A 17,058-nucleotide genomic window follows, 5' to 3' on the forward strand; every position below is an offset into this window, starting at 1 on the left:
CAGGTAAGGCGCCTGGTGTGCTGAGGCGCAATGATCTGAGCCTGTGCGGGTCAGACCAGGCGCAAGCGACAGTTATCGGGCGCCTCAATCACTCTGCCGACTATTGCTGCGACAGGCACAGCCCAGGTCATGCCGTTGGCCGGGTCGGTAATCACAGCGAGCGTGTCGCTGCTGGCACTGACGTCCAGACGTCGTCGTTCATGAATGGTTTTTAAATCGCCATAGGCATGACTGACCAGCTTTTCCGCAAACGCTGTGCTTAATTCAAACGTCGTGACCAAATACCGAACTGCCTTGCAAAAAAGCACCTGATCGTTACCGGGGTGCTGAGCCTGATAACGTTGCAAGAACACTAGCGCAGCTTGCTGAAGGTAGGGGTGGTCTTCGATTTGCGAATAAATAAGAGTCATGCGCGGGCGCCCTCGGCAGTGATTTTTTCGGAGGGTAGCGCCGCTTGGCGCAACTCCTGATTGACACCCGGCAGGCGCACGTCCGGGTTCGGCATACCACTGGGAGACAGCTCATGGGTCATTTCAAATTCTGCCCTGACTGACCAGCCGCAGGCTTCGGTTGTGCATTGCAAATAAGCGACGCGTAAGAAGATATGTCGACCTTCGCTGGTGCGAATACGCATTCTGCTTAAGCAATGCGGACAAACCATTTTATAGGTGCTCATGACTGACTCCAATTGAACTATTGTTGTGTGCTCGTTTGAATAAGCACGTTAATTTCAAAGAAAGATCAATCCGTTGATCATGCAGGCTGACACCTTATGTCGGGGTTAGTCAGTTTTTTGATGATGAGTAATCCTTTTTAACTGTTCTTGTAAGAATTATGACTCCGGATAAGTAATCTTTTTTTCTAGTTTCCTTTATGTGTTTGTTTTTTCCTAATGGGCTGTTTCAATAGTCTTTTGTTTTGATGGGAAATGTTACATATCTATAACTAAAAAATACTCAATACGCGTAAATTCTGCCAAAAAACACAACAATGTCAAATTGGAAAAATTCAAATTGAGTAGCAGTAAATCTATTGAAATACTTGGACGGTTGAAAAAAATAACCCGCGTTAAAACGGACTCCGGGCTTTCTGAGATTCTGGGAGTAAGTCCGCAAACACTCAGTAGTTGGAAAGGGCGTGATCGCATTCCTTATTCGGTGTGTATGGAACTTGCCAGCGCACATGGTGTCTCGCTTGACTGGCTATTTGGTGGTCAGGGTCCAATGTTATTGCAGTCGCCGGCGACGGTGGTCGAATCCGTAGGCAGGCTGTCGGAACATGAACGAAAAATGGTATTGATGTTTCGAACATTAAAACGCTCCGATCAACGCGTTGTGTATAAAGTGGCCGAAGAAAAACAACAGCTTTATCTGTTGCTTCGTCAAGTTGAAGAGCTGTCAGCCCGTCTTGAGTATGATGCCGCTCGCCGTTAATTTATTTAGGCCCTTTAAAACGTCGCAGTACATCGAAAATATCTGCAGAGTTCACCCAGATCATGAGTTTTATGCTGATGGGTATGACCACCAGTGCGCAAATAAATGCAGTGACTCCCACGGATAAACCGTTTAAGTGTGGCAGGGCAACAGGGGTGAATAAATAACCGACGCAGGCGCTCAGCAGGAAGGAGCCTGCATGTTGCCAGCCCTTGAGAGACCTGCGTGCACTGGTGACCACCCACGCCCCCAGGCAGGCACCAAACACTGCATCACGGTCGATCATCGCGATCATCGCAAGCCCGATTTCCAGATACCAGTACGAAGCAAATCTAATCATTTCATTCGTCATGATGTCGGTACTCATGCGTGAACAAATGGGCGGCAGGCGGTTCATTCATAGAACAGCGGCGTCCGCACTTTTCAATTTTAAAGTGCTGATAAAGCTCAATGGCTGCAGTGGCTTCAACAGCGCTGAGGTAGTGAGCCACCAACACGGAACAGTTATTGATAGTGGGGGCGGGTACTTCTTCTAAATACCCATAACCTTGTTGTTGAACATGCTGCTGCCACACGGTCAGTGCTTTATTGACGGTGGCAGTTGCACCGTGCGCTGCTGTTCTAAGCCGCCCTTCACTGATACTTGAACTCAAGGACAGTGCCTTCCTGAGCGATGTCAAGTTGATGGGGGGCCAAAACGCATCATCGCTGGTGCAGTCTGATAGTGAGAGAGAGGCTGTTGATAGGCTCATGCTTATAGTCCTTGGCACGCCTTTTTATTGCCCGCTAAGGCAGCAGCGGCATGCCGAGCTTAATGGCTTTGATGACGGCGGCGTGACGCGACGTGACGCCGAATTTCATTCGTACATTGGCGATATGAAAATTGATCGTTGTTTCTGATCTGTTCAGAATGAGCGCCACCTCGGCACTGGTTTTTCCTTGGGCACACCAACTGAGGACTTCATGCTCTTTTGGCGTTAGAGAGGGTATGAAATCAGGCGATGTAGAGGGTGTATCCGGCGAGAGTGGTCGCCTGGAAAAACTGCACTTTTTCATATGTTGCCCTTGCATTGAGGAGTGTGCCGGACGAGAAGATCATTCTTGATGTGCTAAAAATAATCGGTCTGCTGACGACTCAACAACGTGGCAGGGTTGTAGGAATGTCCATGACAGTAATGGAATATTCCTACATGGATTCGAGTGCTTTATACGTGCGCTTGCGTGGGTGTTTAAGTTGATTGCACACAAGTTGGTGATCAACTCGTTACCTGGCGAGCAGGGCGCCCGCCAGGCGTTTTACTGGGTTGCCATAAAGGCAACCGCCAGTCAGGGCGACTGGCGGCGGTGTTACTCGCAGCCTTTAACGCCTGATTCAGGCATTGGCTGTGGTGTGGCGTTTGGCGCTGCGCTTGCGCCAGATACGCACGATAGGGAACAGCAGCATCACGGCGGTCAGGCCCCAGACACTCATGGTGATCGGGCTGGCCCACAAGATCTCCAGTGCACCATTGGAAATCGACAACGCACGACGCAGGTTCTGCTCCATCAGCCCGCCCAGAATGAACCCCAGCAGGACCGGCGACAGCGGGAAGTCGAGCTTGCGCAGGATATAGCCGAAGATGCCGATGGCGATCATCAGGAACAAGTCGAAGGTGGTTGCGTGCACGGCATACACGCCAATCGCCGTGATGATGGCAATCACCGGCACCAGTGCCCAGTTAGGCACGGCCAGAATGCGCGTGAAGATGCGGATCATCGGAATGTTGAGGATCACCAGCATGATGTTGGCGATGAACAACGAAGCGATCAGGCCCCAGACAATGTCCGGTTGCTGTTCAAACAGCAGTGGGCCCGGGGTGATGTTGTACAGCGACAAGGCGCCGATCATCACTGCCGTGGTGCCGGAACCCGGTACGCCGAGTGTCAGCATCGGGACCAGGGCACCGCACGCCGAAGCGCCGATAGCGGTTTCGGGTGCCGCCAGACCACGCGAGTCACCTTGACCGAATGTGCCTGTGGCACCGGCCAGACGTTTCTCCGTCATGTAGGCCACCGCACTGGCCAAGGTTGCACCGGCGCCCGGCAGCACGCCCATGATGAAGCCCAGCAAACCGCAGCGGATGTTCACCACGAACACCGCGGAGGCTTCTTTGAAATTGAACATCATACGGCCGGTGGCTTTTACGGCTTCCTGGCCGCGATGGGTTTTTTCCAGCAACAGCAGAATCTCGCTGATGGAAAACAGCCCAAGCACCAACACGACAAACTGGATGCCGTCAGTCAGGTGGATGTTATCGCCGGTAAAGCGATACACACCGCTGTTGGCATCGATCCCGACGCATGACAGAAACAGGCCGATCAGTGCTGCGATAAACGTCTTGAGCGGCCGGTCGCCGGCCATCCCGCCCAGGCAGACAATCGCGAACACCATGAGCACAAAGTATTCTGCCGGGCCGAAGGCAATCGCCCATTTGGCTAGCAGCGGGGCAAACAGCACCATGCCGCAGGTGGCAATGAATGCGCCGATGAACGAGCTCCAGGCCGAGAGCGACAACGCCACGCCGGCCAGGCCTTTACGGGCCATTGGGTAGCCGTCAAGGGTGGTCATGACCGTCGATGCTTCGCCGGGGATGTTCAGCAAAATCGAGCTGATACGCCCGCCGTATTCGCAGCCCAGGTACACCGCGGCCAACAAGATAAGCGCGGACTCTGGCGGCAGGCCGAGGGCGAAGGCAATCGGGATGAGCAGGGCCACGCCGTTGATCGGGCCAAGGCCGGGCAGCAGGCCGACCACGGTGCCGATCAAGGTGCCGCACAGTGCGGTAACCAGGTTGTAAGGGCTGAGCGCGACGCCGAAGCCCTGGCCCAAATAGCTAAAAGTATCCATATCAGTTCTCCAGAACTTCGAGCAGGCCAAGCGGCAGCGGAACGTCCATCGCTTTATCAAACAGCAGATAAAGACCGACGCTCATCAGGCTGATGATCACAATGCTCGGCAACCAGCGGCCGCCATACAGGCGTGCCATCGGGATGCCGACCAAGATGGCGCTGAGGACAAAACCGAGGGTTTCGAAGGTGCCGGCAAAGATCAGCAACAGCACGACACACAGGCCGATCTTGATCAGGGTTTCGCGATCCAGTTGCGGGTCATCCTCGCTGTGCACCACCGGCGAAGGGCGAAAGATCATGTAGATCAAACCCAGGCTCATCAGGCCCAGCATCAACAGCGGGAAGGCGCGTGGGCCGACCGGTTCGTAAGAAAAAGACGCTTGATAGGGCCACGCCATCGCCGCCAGACAGAGGCAGACGATGAGCAGCGCCGAGGCAAAAATACGTTGTAAGAGCATGGTTCACTCCAGGGCTGTGCCCCCACGGTTAAGGGCACAGTCAGCGATCAGCGACGGTTACTGAACGAGACCAAATTCCTTGGCCAGGACTTTGTAATCAGCTACCTGTTTCTTCACGTAGGCGTCCAGCTCCGGGCCGGTCATCGAGAACGGAAACAGTTCGCGCTGATCACGCAAGGTAGCGAAGTCTTCGGACACCAGCAGTTTGTCGAAGGTCTCTTTCCACCACGCGTAGTCGGCATCGCTGACTTTTGGCCCCAGGTAGAAGCCGCGCACCACCGGCCAGACGATGTCGTAGCCCTGTTCTTTGGCGGTCGGTATGTCCTTCATTTGCGGGTCGTCGAGACGCTCATCGGCGAAGACCGCCAGCAGGCGCATGTCACCGCTCTGGATGTGAGGCATGGAGTCGGAAATATCGGTGCTGCCGACCTGGATATGGCCGCCCAGCAAGGCTGTGGCGATTTCGCCGCCGCCTTCCAGCGCTACGTAACGCAATTCACGCGGGTTGATGCCTGCTGCTTTGGCGACCAGCGCCGTCTGCATCCAGTCCTGGCTACCCACTGTGCCGCCAGAACCAATCACCACACTACCCGGATCTTTTTTCAGTGCTTTAACGAGATCGTCGAGATTCTTGTAGGGCGAGTCTTTTTTCACGGCGAGCGCGCCGTAGCTGGTTCCGACGGCAGCGAGCCAGCGAACAGCGCCTTCATCGAAACGCCCGAACTTGCCTTGTGCCAGGTTCAGCAGTGAACCGCTGGACCATGCCACCAACGTGCCGGCGTCAGCCGGGCGCTGTGCGACTACCGCGTTATACGCCACCGCGCCCACGCCGCCCGGCATGTAGGTCACGCGCATTGGTTTACTGAGCAGTTTTTCGTTTACCAGTGCGCTTTGCACCAGCTTGCAGGTCAGGTCAAAACCGCCACCAGGGGAGGCCGGGGCGATACATTCAGGGCGTTTAGGTTCAGCCATAAGTTGGCCAGCGAACAACATGCAGCCGGCAGCAAGAGCCAAAGAGCGCAGTGAGAAATTCATAATGTCTCCGCAGGAGTTATTGTTTTAAATGAGCAGAAAAGTGCTGTTATCAGTCGTGGCCATCGCCAACGTTTACGCCGGGCAAGTGCCGTGCATCGTCAGCGTCATGGGTACAGCGAGGGGCAACAGAATGTCGTTCGCAGGCCTGTGTGGCGGTGAGCGAAGACGGGGCAAGCAGGAAGGCAAAGGGCGACAGGCTGAGGCATCAGCATACGGTGTGCTCCATTATTGTTCTTATTGGCGAAAACACGTCGAGGTGTTTTGCGCAGCGCTAAAAAATCATTTGCGCAACAGATGTAACTGTTTGTTGGCGAATCCTAATCCGCCAACCTTTCGTGAACCTTTCAGTTTTCTTTCAGTGTTTATTTGGGGTTCACAGCCCCGTTTGCGTCTGTACACTTCGCGCACAGAGCCACAGGCCTGAACAAAAATAATGAGGTAAATCCGATGCGTGTTCTTTTGGTCGAGGATCAGTTGCAGTTGGCCGAGAGTGTTGCTCAAGCGTTGAAAAGTACCGGCCTGACCGTGGACGTCCTGCACGATGGTGTGGCCGCTGACCTGGCACTGAGCAGCGAAGACTATGCGATGGCCATTCTGGACGTGGGCCTGCCGCGAATGGATGGCTTTGAGGTGCTGGCGCGTTTGCGCGCGCGTGGCAAAACCTTGCCGGTGTTGATGCTGACTGCACGCAGTGACGTCAAGGACCGGGTGCATGGGCTCAACCTGGGCGCCGATGATTACCTGGCCAAACCGTTTGAGCTGGCTGAACTCGAAGCGCGGGTCAAAGCGTTGTTGCGCCGTAGCGTGTTGGGTGGCGAGCGTCAGCAGCGCTGCGGCCCGCTGGTTTACGATCTGGAGACCCGGCGCTTCACGCTAAAAGACGAATTGCTGACCCTGACCTCACGCGAGCAGGCCGTACTGGAAGCGTTGATCGCAAGGCCGGGGCGGGTCATGAGCAAGGAACAACTGGCGGCTCAAGTGTTTGGCCTCGACGAAGAAGCAAGCCCGGACGCGATTGAAATCTACGTGCACCGCTTGCGCAAAAAACTCGACGGCCATGCGGTGGCAATTGTGACGTTCCGGGGCCTGGGTTACTTGCTGGAAGGCCGTGATGTTTAAGGTCGACAGCCTGCGTTGGCGGTTGCTGTGGACCCTGACCCTGTTGCTGGTGGTGCTGATGCTCGCCAGCAGCCTGAGTGCTTACTTCAATGGTCGCGAAGCCGCCGACACGGCTTACGACCGCACCTTGCTGGCATCCGCCCGCACCATCGCCGCAGGCTTGTCACAGCGTGATGGCAGCCTGAGTGCCGACGTGCCTTACGTGGCGCTCGACACCTTTGCCTACGACAGTGCCGGACGCATCTACTACCAGGTTTACGATATTCAGCGGCGGCTGATTTCGGGCTATGAACACTTGCCGGCACCGCCACCTGGCACGCCACGGACTGACGACTACCCGGCGCTGGCGCGTTTTTACAACGCTGAATACCGCGGGCAAAACGTCCGCGTGGTGAGCCTGCTTAAGGCCGTTAGCGAACCGAACATGAATGGCATGGCCGAGATTCGCGTGGCAGAAACCGATGAGGCACGCGTGGCCATGGCGCGCAGCCTGATGGCCGACACTTTGCTGCGTCTGGGTATGCTGGGGCTGGGCGCATTGTTAGTGGTGTGGTTTGCTGTAAGCGCCGCTTTACGCCCGCTGGAGCGTTTGCGTACCGCCGTTGAAGAGCGCGAGCCTGATGATTTGCGCCCGTTGCCGCTGGTGCCGGTGCAGCGTGAGCTAAGGCCGCTGGTGCAAACCTTGAACCACTTTACCGAGCGCTTGCGTTGGCAGTTTGAGCGTCAGGCGCAGTTTATTGCCGACGCGGCCCATGAGTTACGCACCCCGCTGGCCGTGCTCAAGGCCCGCATTGAGTTGGGCTTGCGCACACATGACCCGCAGGTTTTGCGTCACACGTTGGAACAAACGGTTAAAGACACCGACCGGCTGACGCATTTGGCGAACCAGTTGTTGTCGCTGGCGCGTATTGAAAATGGTGCGAGGGCGATTGCTGAGGGCGGGGCGCAATTGCTCGATCTCAGCCAACTGGCCCGAGAGCTGGGCATGGCCATGGCGCCCCTGGCGCATTCCCGAGGCGTGGCCCTGGCGCTGGAAGCCGACCAGCCGGTCTGGCTGCGCGGCGAACCGACCTTGCTCAATGAGCTATTGAGCAACCTGATCGACAACGCACTGGCGCACACCTGTACTGGGGGTAACGTGATCTTGCGGGTGTCCTTGCCAGCGGTGCTGGAAGTTGAAGACGACGGTCCGGGTATCCCGTATGAAGACCGTGAGCGAGTGTTTGAGCGGTTTTATCGACGTAACCAGCAAGTGGCTGGGAGTGGTTTGGGGCTGGCCATTGTTGGCGAAATCTGCCGCGCGCATCTGGCCCACATCAGCCTGCATGACGGCGCCGAGCGCGGGTTGAAAGTGCGGGTGAGCTTCGTATCGGCAGCCGACAATCGTTCGCTGTAGGTTCATCGCAGCCTTCGTGCCTCGGCAGCGACTACGGGTTCTGCAGGAGCGAGCTTGCCTCGCGATCTTTTGATCTTGCGGCCGCCTCGCAAGGCTCGTCACGGCTACAGGTGTGGCGTTACATGAACATCCCGCGCGCATCGTTCATTTGTTGCTGAAACACCTCGCTGTCAGCATCCAGCTTCAGACGTTTGAATGCGTGCAGCGCATTCAGGTTGTGGCTGAGTGTCGGGGTGTCGCGCTGTTCGCAGAACACCGTGGCGATTTGCACCAGGTCGATGTAGTCGATGGCCTTGGACTCGCGGCCAACGTCCTGATACTGCCCCGGCAGCTTGAGCAGCATTTCCGGAAACTCCCAGACCGCGAGCAATTTGTCGCCAATCACCGGGTGAATGCGCTCGATCACATGGTTCAGCGACACGGGGTCTGCGAGCAGTTCGTTATGTTCCTCGGCATAAATCAGGATCGGTAATACGCCAATTTGATGCACCAACCCGCCAAGCGCTGCCTGATCGGGTTTGAGCGAGGTATACCGCCGACAAAACGCATAGCACACACCGGCCACCTCCAGGCTTTGGCGCCAGACGTCGCGCATTTTGCTTTCGACGACGGGCGAGCGGGCGTGGAAGATCTGTTCCATAACCAACCCAATGGCCAGGTTGCTGCTGTAATTCACGCCCAGCCGGGTGATGGCGGTGTGCAAGTCTGTCACTTCGTACAACGCGCGCAGGAGCGGGCTGTTGACGACTTTAATCAGCCGCGCCGCCAGCGCGGTATCGCGACCGATGACTTTGCTGAGGTTGCTGACGCTGATTTCCGGGTTTTCCGCTGCCTTGCGAATATTTAACGCCACTTCCGGTAGCGTGGGCAAAACCAGGTCATCTCGAACGATGGCCTTTACCAAGTCCATCTGGACTTTGCTCGCCAACATGCTCATTTTTATTCTCGAGAATTAACGCTGTATCTCACGATCACGGTCGAGTTGATAAGGCAGGTCAAGCAACGTCAGCGCAGGGCCTTGCAGATCGCCCACGTGAATATCTCCCGCTTCCACCGCGTCAGCTGTCAACACGGCCAGCAGTTCAATACGCTCCGGAGTATGAGCAGCAATCACCACTTCGCCCACGGCGCTACTGTGTGTCGGTGAAAACAGCGGCGTGCCAGGCTCTGGCTGCGCATTGCATGCCTCAAGCGACAGGCGATAAAGACGGCGTTTGAGCTTGCCGAGGTATTGCATGCGCGCAACGATTTCTTGCCCGGTGTAGCAGCCCTTTTTGAAGCTGACACCGCCTACCGCTTGCAGGTTGATCATTTGCGGGATGAACAGTTCGCGCGTTTGCGGCATGACCTGACCAATGCCAGCGCGGATCTGGCCGAGTGTCCATTGGTTGATATCAGCTTCAGGCAACTGGGCTTTCAACTGCTGGTGCAAGTGTTCGGCTTGCTCGGCCGGAGCCCACAGTTCTGCTCGGCCGTCTGACACACGAATGGCGATGAGGCCATTCGCCCGGGCGACGCTGTCGGTGTCGGCAGGCAGGTCGATGCCCAGGCCTTGCAACACTGCGTCGCCCTGGCTCAGGCCAAAGCGCACCCAGTGATCGCTGTCATCGGTCAATTTTGATTTGGAGAACACCGCGTACTTTTTCAAGTCAGCCAATTGTGGCTCGACCAGTTCACGCGCCATGGCCAGAAAGCAGCCCTGCGGTTCGAGGAGGATACGGAAACTCGACTGCATCCGGCCTTTCTGCGTGCAACGCGCACCGAGGCTTGAGCGCGTGTCGCTCAGATAATTGAGGTTACAGGTGAGTTGTCCCTGCAGGAACTTGCTGGCGTCGTTGCCAATAACAGCAAGAACGCCTTCGTGAGACAAGGTGCAGAAAAAAGCAGAGTCGGCCATGAGTCATCGCAGGTTGTAAAGTCTGGGACACATCATAGAGGGGTGACCTGTAAATGGGTAGTTCGCAAAGGTTCTCGACAACCGACCAAAGCCGACTGTTCTCTCTTGGATCGGTCTGTATACTTGCGCTCTATTTGAGGAGCGCTCCATGGTCGAAGATGTTGAACTCAATCGTCTCTACTGGCACAGCCGCCGCGGCATGCTTGAGCTGGACGTACTGCTGGTACCGTTCGTCAAGGAGGTTTACCAGCACCTCAATGACGCTGATCGCGAAGTCTATCGCAGGCTCCTGGAGTGCGAAGACCAGGACATGTTCGGCTGGTTCATGGAGCGCAGCGAGTCTGACGACCCCGAGCTGCAGCGCATGGTCCGCATGATTCTGGACCGTGTCCAGCCCAAGTGATTTTTTTGAATGCCGCTGGCACGCCTCCGGGCAATTGCTGGCGGCGTATCTGGCAGCGCAATCGCTGGCACTGATCTCAATCTGCCTTCTTTCGATACCCGTGTGGGCTCGCCTGCTTGGGCTGTTGTTGTGCCTGATGCATGGCGTTTGGGCAGTGCCCCGGCATATTCGATTGACCCACGCCAAGGCCTTCAGTGGTCTTCGCCGAAATACCGAGGGTTGGCAGTTATGGAGTCGGGCCAAGGGCTGGCAGGCCGTGCAGTTGCAACGCGACAGCCTGGCGTTGCCGATGATGGTGCTGCTGCGGTTCCGCGTGCCGGGCGAGTGGTGGGTGAGGGCGGTGTGCATTCCGCGTGACGCGCTGGCGCCGGATCAGCACCGGCGCTTGCGCGTGCGACTCAAGTTCAGTCGGCGTAGGTGGTTGGCACCAGAATAGTGTCCAGCGCTTCAGGCAGCATGTCCGGGTAGTCGAGGGTGTAATGCAGCCCCCGTGACTCCTTTCTCGCCATTGCACTGCGGATCATCAACTCGGCCACTTGTGCCAGGTTGCGCAGCTCAATCAGGTCGCGGCTGACTTTATAGTTACTGTAAAACTCGTCGATTTCGTCCAGCAGCAGGCGCACGCGGTGCTCGGCCCGTTGCAGGCGCTTGTTGGTGCGGACAATGCCCACGTAGTCCCACATAAAGCGCCGTAGTTCATCCCAGTTGTGGGCGATGATCACGTCTTCGTCCGAATCGGTTACCTGGCTGGCATCCCAGCTGGGCAGCGAATCAGGAATGTCGATGTGTTCGAGTTGCGTGAGGATGTCGTCTGCCGCAGAGCGGGCGTACACGAAGCACTCCAGCAAAGAGTTGCTGGCCATGCGATTGGCACCGTGCAGGCCGGTAAAGCTGGTTTCGCCAATGGCATACAGGCCGGGGACGTCGGTGCGCCCGTGACCGTCCACCATGACCCCGCCACAGGTGTAGTGCGCCGCAGGCACCACCGGAATCGCCTGTTTGGTGATGTCGATGGAAAATTCCAGGCAGCGTTCATAGACCGTCGGGAAATGGGTCTTGATGAACGTGTCGGATTCATGGCTGATATCCAGGTACACGCAGTCAATGCCCAGGCGTTTCATTTCGTGGTCGATGGCGCGGGCCACGATGTCCCGCGGGGCCAGTTCACCGCGCGGGTCGAAACGGTGCATAAAGCGCTCGCCATTCGGCAGCTTGAGGTGTGCGCCTTCGCCACGCAGGGCTTCGGTGATCAAAAAGCTCTTGGCTTGCGGGTGATACAGGCAAGTGGGGTGGAACTGGTTGAATTCCAGATTCGCGACCCGGCAGCCCGAGCGCCAGGCCATGGCAATGCCATCACCGCAGGCGCCATCGGGGTTGCTGGTATAGAGGTATACCTTGGCTGCGCCGCCTGAGGCCAGAATGGTGAAGCGCGAGCCGTAGGTGTCGACTTCGCCGGTGGCGCGGTTGAGCACGTAGGCACCGAGGCAGCGGTCACCTTCCAGGCCCAGGCGACGGGCGGTAATCAGATCAACGGCCACGCGTTGTTCGAGCAATTCAATATTGGGGCGCTGGCGGGCTTGTTCGAGCAGAGTCTTGAAGATAGCCGCGCCGGTGGCATCGGCGGCGTGAATGATGCGCCGATGGCTGTGGCCGCCTTCACGGGTGAGATGGAACTCAAACCCTGGGTGCTCAGGGTCGGCGTCCTCATCGCGGGTGAAGGGCACGCCCTGGTCGATCAGCCACTGAATGGCTTCGCGACTGTGTTCGACCGTAAAACGCACGGCATCTTCATGACACAGGCCGCCCCCGGCATTGAGGGTGTCTTCGACGTGGGACTGGACCGTGTCGGTGTCATCCAGCACGGCAGCGACGCCGCCTTGTGCCCAAAATGTCGAGCCGTTGGCCAGGTCGCCCTTGCTCAAAACTGCAATGCGCAGATGGCCTGGCAGTGACAGCGCCAGGCTCAGACCGGCAGCCCCGCTGCCAATCACCAGCACATCGTGTTGAAAATGTTGGCTCATTCTTCTTATGTCCGCAAAAAAAGCGCCCACTAGTATATAGAGGGGGGGATCGGCACAATAGCCGGGCCTTTGTGGCGTTGGGTCATTACAGCGGGCGAGAAGTGTGCCTCAGAGTGTGGCGATCTGCATGCCGTTTTGCAGAATAAATCGGCAAACCAGAGGCTGCGCGTCGGGCACAACCTGCGCACGAACTGTATTTTATCCTGCTATAGACGTTACACCTGATCTGAATTTTGGAACTTTTCCGACAGCTCAGGGTTCAATAGCAGGTTGCCCGCCATAAAGGGGAGTTGCGTCAATGCCATACGGGGTTGATTTTACGGCCCGCGCAGGTGACTTTGACGACAAGATTATTGACGCAGCCGGCCAGGCCCGAGCTGCGTTTTCGTGCGTGCCAAATCCGAGTGCGCAGGAAACTTGCCAGGGGGGAGAGAACTTTTGCGAAAAGCCCGAGTCTATGTTTGCAAGCCTGATCAATTAGCAAAACACTCTTCCTCCCGGTCTTATGAGGAGTATTCATGCTAACCCAGGAAGAGGATCAGCAGCTGGTCGAGCGCGTGCAGCGCGGCGACAAGCGTGCATTTGATCTGCTAGTGCTGAAATACCAGCACAAAATTCTCGGGTTGATCGTGCGTTTTGTGCACGACACCCATGAAGCCCAGGACGTGGCACAAGAAGCCTTTATCAAGGCTTACCGTGCACTTGGCAATTTTCGCGGAGACAGCGCCTTTTATACGTGGCTGTACCGCATCGCCATTAACACGGCGAAAAACTATCTGGTGTCACGCGGTCGTCGCCCACCCGATAGCGATGTGAGTTCTGAAGATGCTGAGTTTTATGATGGTGACCACGGTCTGAAAGATCTGGAATCGCCGGAGCGCTCTTTGCTTCGCGATGAGATCGAAGGCACGGTTCACCGCACCATTCAGCTACTGCCAGAAGATTTACGTACGGCATTAACTTTACGTGAGTTTGATGGTCTGAGTTACGAAGATATTGCGAGCGTCATGCAATGTCCGGTGGGTACCGTACGATCCCGGATATTCCGTGCTCGGGAAGCCATCGATAAAGCCCTGCAGCCGTTGTTGCAGGAAAACTGAGACAGCGGCGACAGCCAAGAGAGGAACCGCCATGAGTCGTGAAGCCCTGCAGGAATCGCTGTCCGCAGTGATGGATAACGAAGCGGACGAACTGGAATTACGTCGGGTATTGAATGCCTTTGACGATGCACAAACACGTGCCACCTGGAATCGCTATCAGGTTGCCCGTGCTGTGATGCACAAAGATCTGCTGATCCCTCGCCTGGACATCGCATCTGCAGTATCGGCCGCACTGGCCGAAGAACAAACACCCGCCAAAGCCAAGCGCAGTCACTGGCAAAGCATTGGCCGCCTGGCAGTTGCTGCCTCGGTGACGGTGGCTGTTCTGGCGGGTGTCAGACTGTACAACCAGGATGACATCGTGGGCGCCCAACTGGCCCAGCAAGGCAATCAGCCGAGCCTGAGTGCGCCGACAGTTAAAGGCCCGGCGGTACTGGCCAACTACAGTGAGAGCTCTGATCAGGGCACCGGGCCAATGGCCAATGGTGTACTGCAAGGCCAGGCCGGTTGGCAAAATCAGCGTTTGCCGGGCTATTTGCGCCAGCACGCTGAACAAGCGGCCATGAAAGGAACTGAAAGCCCTCTGCCTTACGCACGAGCTGCAAGCCTGGAAAACCGTTAAGGGCCATCATGCGCGTCCTACCTCTGTTACCGCTTCTGCTCAGTGGTTTTTTTGTTGTACCTGCTCATGCCGATGACGCCCAAGACTGGCTAAAACGCTTAGGCGCGGCTGAGCAGCAGCAAAGCTATCAAGGCACGTTTGTTTACGAGCGCAATGGGAGTTTTTCGACCCATCGCATCTGGCACCGCGTGCAAGACGGCAAAGTGCGTGAACGACTGGTGCAGCTTGATGGTGCCCCTTACGAGGTGGTTCGTGCCGATGGGCGCACCGAGTGCGTCACTGGCAAACTGATCAACGGCCTTGCAGATGTCGCCGACACCACCGCGCGACAGCTGGATTTGCAACGCCTTGAAAACTGGTATGCCGTGACTCGCGCGGGTGATTCGCGGGTAGCCGGTCGCCCTGTGGCGGTCATTGTGCTAACCCCGCGTGACCAGCATCGCTATGGCGTTGAACTGTATCTGGACCGTGAAACCGGCTTGCCTTTGAAGTCATTGCTGGTCAATGACAAAGGGCAGTTACTGGAACGTTTTCAGTTCACCCACCTTGAAACGACGCCGCCCAACGACAGCCAGCTCACCCCCGGTGACCGTTGTCAGGCCGTGGCCACCTCTCAAGCGGCTGTACCTGTGAGCAAACCTGTGCACAGCTGGCATTCCGACTGGTTGCCGCCAGGGTTTGAGCTCTTGAGCAGCAACGTGCGTCGCGATCCCAAAACCAAAACAGAAGTCACCAGCCTCATGTATGACGACGGTTTGACGCGTTTCTCGGTGTTCCTCGAACCCCTGAAAGGCGACGCTGTGCCCGACATGCGCCTGCAGCTGGGGCCGACTGTTGCGGTCTCAAGGCACCTCTCGACCCCTGACGCAGAGATCCTCGCAACCGTGGTGGGCGAGATCCCGATGGGCACTGCAGAGCGCATCGCACTCTCCATGCGGGCAGGGCAGGCCGAACCCTCGGCGACGGTCAAACCTTGATGGAACACTGAAATGAGCGGTGAACATTTCAAATTGTTTTTTTCATTTTTTTTACAAAGGTCAGTGCCTAATGGGCTCTGACCTTGTTTGTTTCTGGTCCGCCCAAAAACCGGTCTATGCTGGCTTAAGTTTTTGGGACTCATTGCACAACCCTGCTGGCTATTAACGGGAGCTGTAAACCAATGCCTCGATTGAAGTCTTACTTACCCATTTTTGCTGCCGTGCTGATGCTCGGCCAGGCAGTGCCCGCGCTGGCTGAAGCGCAGTTGCCCGACTTCACGCAGTTGGTCGAGCAGGCATCACCCGCCGTCGTCAACATCAGTACGACGCAAAAGCTGCCGGACCGCAAAGTCTCGAACATGCCAGACCTCGAAGGCTTGCCGCCGGGATTGCGTGATTTCTTTGAACGCGGCATGCCGCCAGGCATGGGCGGTGGCCAAGGTGGGCGTCAGCGCGAAGCTCAATCGCTGGGATCGGGTTTTATCATCTCCCCGGACGGCTACATCCTGACCAACAACCACGTAGTGGCTGACGCTGACGAAATCATCGTGCGTCTGTCTGACCGCAGCGAAATGAAAGCCAAGCTGGTCGGTACCGACCCGCGTTCCGATGTGGCCCTGCTGAAAATTGATGGCAAAAACCTGCCGGTGCTGAAGTTGGGCAAGTCTCAGGACCTCAAGGCCGGTCAATGGGTGGTAGCGATCGGCTCGCCGTTCGGCTTTGACCACACCGTCACCCAAGGCATCATCAGCGCCATCGGCCGCAGCCTGCCGAATGAAAGCTATGTGCCGTTCATACAGACTGACGTGCCAATCAACCCGGGTAACTCCGGTGGCCCGCTGTTCAACCTGGCAGGTGAGGTGGTCGGCATCAACTCACAGATCTACACCCGTTCCGGTGGCTTTATGGGCGTGTCGTTCGCGATCCCTATCGATGTGGCCATGGACGTTTCCAACCAACTCAAAGCCGGCGGCAAGGTTAGCCGTGGCTGGTTGGGCGTGGTGATTCAAGAGGTCAATAAAGACCTGGCGGAATCCTTCGGTCTGGAAAAACCTGCCGGTGCGCTGGTTGCTCAAGTACTGGACAACGGCCCGGCTGCCAAAGGCGGTCTGCAAGTAGGTGACGTGATCCTGAGCATGAATGGCCAGCCGATCGTCATGTCGGCCGACCTGCCGCACCTGGTAGGCGCGCTGAAAGCCGGTAGCAAAGCCACCCTTGAAGTGGTGCGTGACGGCAAGCGCAAAACCCTGGACCTCACCGTGGGCGCTATCCCGGATGAAGGCAAGGAGATGGCTGGCCTGACCGGTGCTGAGCAAAGCAGCAACCGTCTGGGCGTCGCTGTCGCTGACTTGACCGACGAGCAGAAGAAAGCCAACGACATCAAAGGTGGCGTGATCATCAAAGACGTACAGGACGGTCCTGCGGCGTTGATTGGTCTGCAACCGGGTGACGTGATCACTCATCTGAACAATCAGGCGATTACCGATGCCAAGCAATTCACTGAAATTGCCAAGGCATTGCCAAAAAATCGTTCGGTCTCGATGCGTGTACTGCGTCAGGGCCGCGCCAGCTTCATTACCTTCAAGCTGGCAGAGTAACCAACCCTTGTAGTCGCTGCCGAAGGCTGCGAAGGGTTGCGCAGCAACCCGTTTCTCCAGCAAACGGCAGTCACCATAGAAACACAGCAAAAATAAAAAGCCCGTATCGC

The 17,058-nt window shown here is 56.8% G+C and carries 20 protein-coding genes; 9 read left to right on the forward strand and 11 right to left on the reverse strand.

Annotation, left to right across the window (positions count from 1 at the left end):
- Window positions 1-50: 50 nt before the first annotated feature.
- Complete coding sequence (locus tag GHO41_RS04055) at window positions 51-410, reverse strand: hypothetical protein (RefSeq protein WP_153433010.1); 360 nt, start codon at window positions 408-410, stop codon at window positions 51-53.
- Entirely contained in the window at window positions 407-676 is a 270-nt protein-coding gene (locus tag GHO41_RS04060) for an ogr/Delta-like zinc finger family protein (protein WP_048385491.1), read from the reverse strand. Before GHO41_RS04060 ends, GHO41_RS04055 begins: the two co-directional genes overlap by 4 nt.
- 337 nt (window positions 677-1,013) lie before the next feature.
- On the opposite strand from GHO41_RS04060, the gene GHO41_RS04065 reads away from it, so the two are divergent.
- Window positions 1,014-1,433: a helix-turn-helix domain-containing protein gene (locus tag GHO41_RS04065; protein WP_178109996.1), complete on the forward strand. Its 420-nt coding sequence runs from the start codon at window positions 1,014-1,016 to the stop codon at window positions 1,431-1,433.
- 1 nt (window position 1,434) lies between these two features.
- Here the strand turns inward: GHO41_RS04065 and GHO41_RS04070 are convergent, their stop codons facing one another.
- The 6 genes from GHO41_RS04070 to GHO41_RS04095 all read right to left on the reverse strand — a co-directional run bounded on the left by GHO41_RS04070 (window position 1,435) and on the right by GHO41_RS04095 (window position 5,815).
- Window positions 1,435-1,785 (reverse strand): putative holin, encoded by a 351-nt coding sequence (locus GHO41_RS04070; RefSeq protein ID WP_053225199.1) that lies wholly within the window; start codon window positions 1,783-1,785, stop codon window positions 1,435-1,437.
- Entirely contained in the window at window positions 1,775-2,185 is a 411-nt protein-coding gene (locus GHO41_RS04075; RefSeq protein ID WP_082158002.1) for a head completion/stabilization protein, read from the reverse strand. The genes GHO41_RS04070 and GHO41_RS04075 overlap by 11 nt, the downstream gene beginning before the upstream one ends.
- Window positions 2,186-2,219: 34 nt before the next feature.
- On the reverse strand, window positions 2,220-2,489 hold the full coding sequence (locus GHO41_RS04080) for a helix-turn-helix transcriptional regulator (protein WP_082148640.1): 270 nt from the start codon (window positions 2,487-2,489) through the stop codon (window positions 2,220-2,222).
- 316 nt (window positions 2,490-2,805) lie between these two features.
- The gene (locus GHO41_RS04085) at window positions 2,806-4,320 is read right to left on the reverse strand and encodes a tripartite tricarboxylate transporter permease (RefSeq protein WP_153330711.1); all 1,515 of its coding nucleotides are present in this window, start codon (window positions 4,318-4,320) and stop codon (window positions 2,806-2,808) included.
- Between the two features lies 1 nt (window position 4,321).
- Entirely contained in the window at window positions 4,322-4,780 is a 459-nt protein-coding gene (locus tag GHO41_RS04090; protein ID WP_048368006.1) for a tripartite tricarboxylate transporter TctB family protein, read from the reverse strand.
- 57 nt (window positions 4,781-4,837) lie between these two features.
- Window positions 4,838-5,815 carry a tripartite tricarboxylate transporter substrate binding protein gene (locus tag GHO41_RS04095; RefSeq protein WP_153433011.1) on the reverse strand — a complete coding sequence of 326 codons (978 nt, stop codon included), beginning with the start codon at window positions 5,813-5,815 and terminating at the stop codon, window positions 4,838-4,840.
- Window positions 5,816-6,262: 447 nt separating this feature from the next.
- Between GHO41_RS04095 and GHO41_RS04100 the strand changes: the two genes are divergently transcribed.
- A complete protein-coding gene (locus tag GHO41_RS04100) occupies window positions 6,263-6,934 on the forward strand; it encodes a response regulator (RefSeq protein WP_048368003.1) in 672 nt (223 codons plus the stop codon).
- Window positions 6,927-8,330 (forward strand): sensor histidine kinase, encoded by a 1,404-nt coding sequence (locus GHO41_RS04105; RefSeq protein ID WP_048385481.1) that lies wholly within the window; start codon window positions 6,927-6,929, stop codon window positions 8,328-8,330. The genes GHO41_RS04100 and GHO41_RS04105 overlap by 8 nt, the downstream gene beginning before the upstream one ends.
- A 118-nt stretch (window positions 8,331-8,448) precedes the next feature.
- On the opposite strand, the gene GHO41_RS04110 is transcribed toward GHO41_RS04105, so the two are convergent.
- Both GHO41_RS04110 and GHO41_RS04115 read right to left on the reverse strand, forming a co-directional pair.
- Entirely contained in the window at window positions 8,449-9,267 is an 819-nt protein-coding gene (locus GHO41_RS04110) for an HDOD domain-containing protein (protein ID WP_048368000.1), read from the reverse strand.
- Window positions 9,268-9,282: 15 nt separating this feature from the next.
- Complete coding sequence (locus GHO41_RS04115; protein ID WP_153433012.1) at window positions 9,283-10,227, reverse strand: folate-binding protein YgfZ; 945 nt, start codon at window positions 10,225-10,227, stop codon at window positions 9,283-9,285.
- A gap of 148 nt (window positions 10,228-10,375) precedes the next feature.
- Between GHO41_RS04115 and GHO41_RS04120 the strand changes: the two genes are divergently transcribed.
- Window positions 10,376-10,630: a succinate dehydrogenase assembly factor 2 gene (locus GHO41_RS04120; protein ID WP_153433013.1), complete on the forward strand. Its 255-nt coding sequence runs from the start codon at window positions 10,376-10,378 to the stop codon at window positions 10,628-10,630.
- Entirely contained in the window at window positions 10,614-11,066 is a 453-nt protein-coding gene (locus GHO41_RS04125) for a protein YgfX (RefSeq protein ID WP_178109997.1), read from the forward strand. The genes GHO41_RS04120 and GHO41_RS04125 overlap by 17 nt, the downstream gene beginning before the upstream one ends.
- On the opposite strand, the gene nadB is transcribed toward GHO41_RS04125, so the two are convergent.
- Complete coding sequence (gene nadB / locus GHO41_RS04130; protein WP_048367995.1) at window positions 11,035-12,651, reverse strand: L-aspartate oxidase; 1,617 nt, start codon at window positions 12,649-12,651, stop codon at window positions 11,035-11,037. The genes GHO41_RS04125 and nadB overlap by 32 nt on opposite strands.
- A 518-nt stretch (window positions 12,652-13,169) precedes the next feature.
- Between nadB and rpoE the strand changes: the two genes are divergently transcribed.
- The 4 genes from rpoE to GHO41_RS04150 all read left to right on the forward strand — a co-directional run bounded on the left by rpoE (window position 13,170) and on the right by GHO41_RS04150 (window position 16,948).
- Entirely contained in the window at window positions 13,170-13,751 is a 582-nt protein-coding gene (gene rpoE, locus GHO41_RS04135; protein WP_048367992.1) for an RNA polymerase sigma factor RpoE, read from the forward strand.
- 31 nt (window positions 13,752-13,782) lie between these two features.
- Window positions 13,783-14,373: a sigma-E factor negative regulatory protein gene (locus GHO41_RS04140; protein ID WP_048367991.1), complete on the forward strand. Its 591-nt coding sequence runs from the start codon at window positions 13,783-13,785 to the stop codon at window positions 14,371-14,373.
- 8 nt (window positions 14,374-14,381) lie between these two features.
- Window positions 14,382-15,350, forward strand: coding sequence for a MucB/RseB C-terminal domain-containing protein (locus GHO41_RS04145; protein ID WP_153433014.1), 969 nt, complete (start codon window positions 14,382-14,384; stop codon window positions 15,348-15,350).
- 182 nt (window positions 15,351-15,532) lie between these two features.
- Complete coding sequence (locus tag GHO41_RS04150; RefSeq protein ID WP_048367988.1) at window positions 15,533-16,948, forward strand: DegQ family serine endoprotease; 1,416 nt, start codon at window positions 15,533-15,535, stop codon at window positions 16,946-16,948.
- The last annotated feature ends 110 nt before the right edge of the window (window positions 16,949-17,058 follow it).

The organism is Pseudomonas sp. FSL R10-0399 (assembly GCF_009600165.1).
GTDB classification, from domain to species: domain Bacteria; phylum Pseudomonadota; class Gammaproteobacteria; order Pseudomonadales; family Pseudomonadaceae; genus Aquipseudomonas; species Aquipseudomonas helleri.

Bases quoted from the DNA above. Each gene is read 5' to 3' on its own strand.
- GHO41_RS04055 (WP_153433010.1), bottom strand. From the start codon at position 410: ATGACTCTTATTTATTCGCAAATCGAAGACCACCCCTACCTTCAGCAA.
- GHO41_RS04060 (WP_048385491.1), bottom strand. From the start codon at position 676: ATGAGCACCTATAAAATGGTTTGTCCGCATTGCTTAAGCAGAATGCGT.
- GHO41_RS04070 (WP_053225199.1), bottom strand. From the start codon at position 1,785: ATGACGAATGAAATGATTAGATTTGCTTCGTACTGGTATCTGGAAATC.
- GHO41_RS04075 (WP_082158002.1), bottom strand. From the start codon at position 2,185: ATGAGCCTATCAACAGCCTCTCTCTCACTATCAGACTGCACCAGCGAT.
- GHO41_RS04080 (WP_082148640.1), bottom strand. From the start codon at position 2,489: ATGAAAAAGTGCAGTTTTTCCAGGCGACCACTCTCGCCGGATACACCC.
- GHO41_RS04085 (WP_153330711.1), bottom strand. From the start codon at position 4,320: ATGGATACTTTTAGCTATTTGGGCCAGGGCTTCGGCGTCGCGCTCAGC.
- GHO41_RS04090 (WP_048368006.1), bottom strand. From the start codon at position 4,780: ATGCTCTTACAACGTATTTTTGCCTCGGCGCTGCTCATCGTCTGCCTC.
- GHO41_RS04095 (WP_153433011.1), bottom strand. From the start codon at position 5,815: ATGAATTTCTCACTGCGCTCTTTGGCTCTTGCTGCCGGCTGCATGTTG.
- GHO41_RS04100 (WP_048368003.1), top strand. From the start codon at position 6,263: ATGCGTGTTCTTTTGGTCGAGGATCAGTTGCAGTTGGCCGAGAGTGTT.
- GHO41_RS04105 (WP_048385481.1), top strand. From the start codon at position 6,927: ATGTTTAAGGTCGACAGCCTGCGTTGGCGGTTGCTGTGGACCCTGACC.
- GHO41_RS04110 (WP_048368000.1), bottom strand. From the start codon at position 9,267: ATGAGCATGTTGGCGAGCAAAGTCCAGATGGACTTGGTAAAGGCCATC.
- GHO41_RS04115 (WP_153433012.1), bottom strand. From the start codon at position 10,227: ATGGCCGACTCTGCTTTTTTCTGCACCTTGTCTCACGAAGGCGTTCTT.
- GHO41_RS04120 (WP_153433013.1), top strand. From the start codon at position 10,376: ATGGTCGAAGATGTTGAACTCAATCGTCTCTACTGGCACAGCCGCCGC.
- nadB (WP_048367995.1), bottom strand. From the start codon at position 12,651: ATGAGCCAACATTTTCAACACGATGTGCTGGTGATTGGCAGCGGGGCT.
- rpoE (WP_048367992.1), top strand. From the start codon at position 13,170: ATGCTAACCCAGGAAGAGGATCAGCAGCTGGTCGAGCGCGTGCAGCGC.
- GHO41_RS04140 (WP_048367991.1), top strand. From the start codon at position 13,783: ATGAGTCGTGAAGCCCTGCAGGAATCGCTGTCCGCAGTGATGGATAAC.
- GHO41_RS04145 (WP_153433014.1), top strand. From the start codon at position 14,382: ATGCGCGTCCTACCTCTGTTACCGCTTCTGCTCAGTGGTTTTTTTGTT.
- GHO41_RS04150 (WP_048367988.1), top strand. From the start codon at position 15,533: ATGCCTCGATTGAAGTCTTACTTACCCATTTTTGCTGCCGTGCTGATG.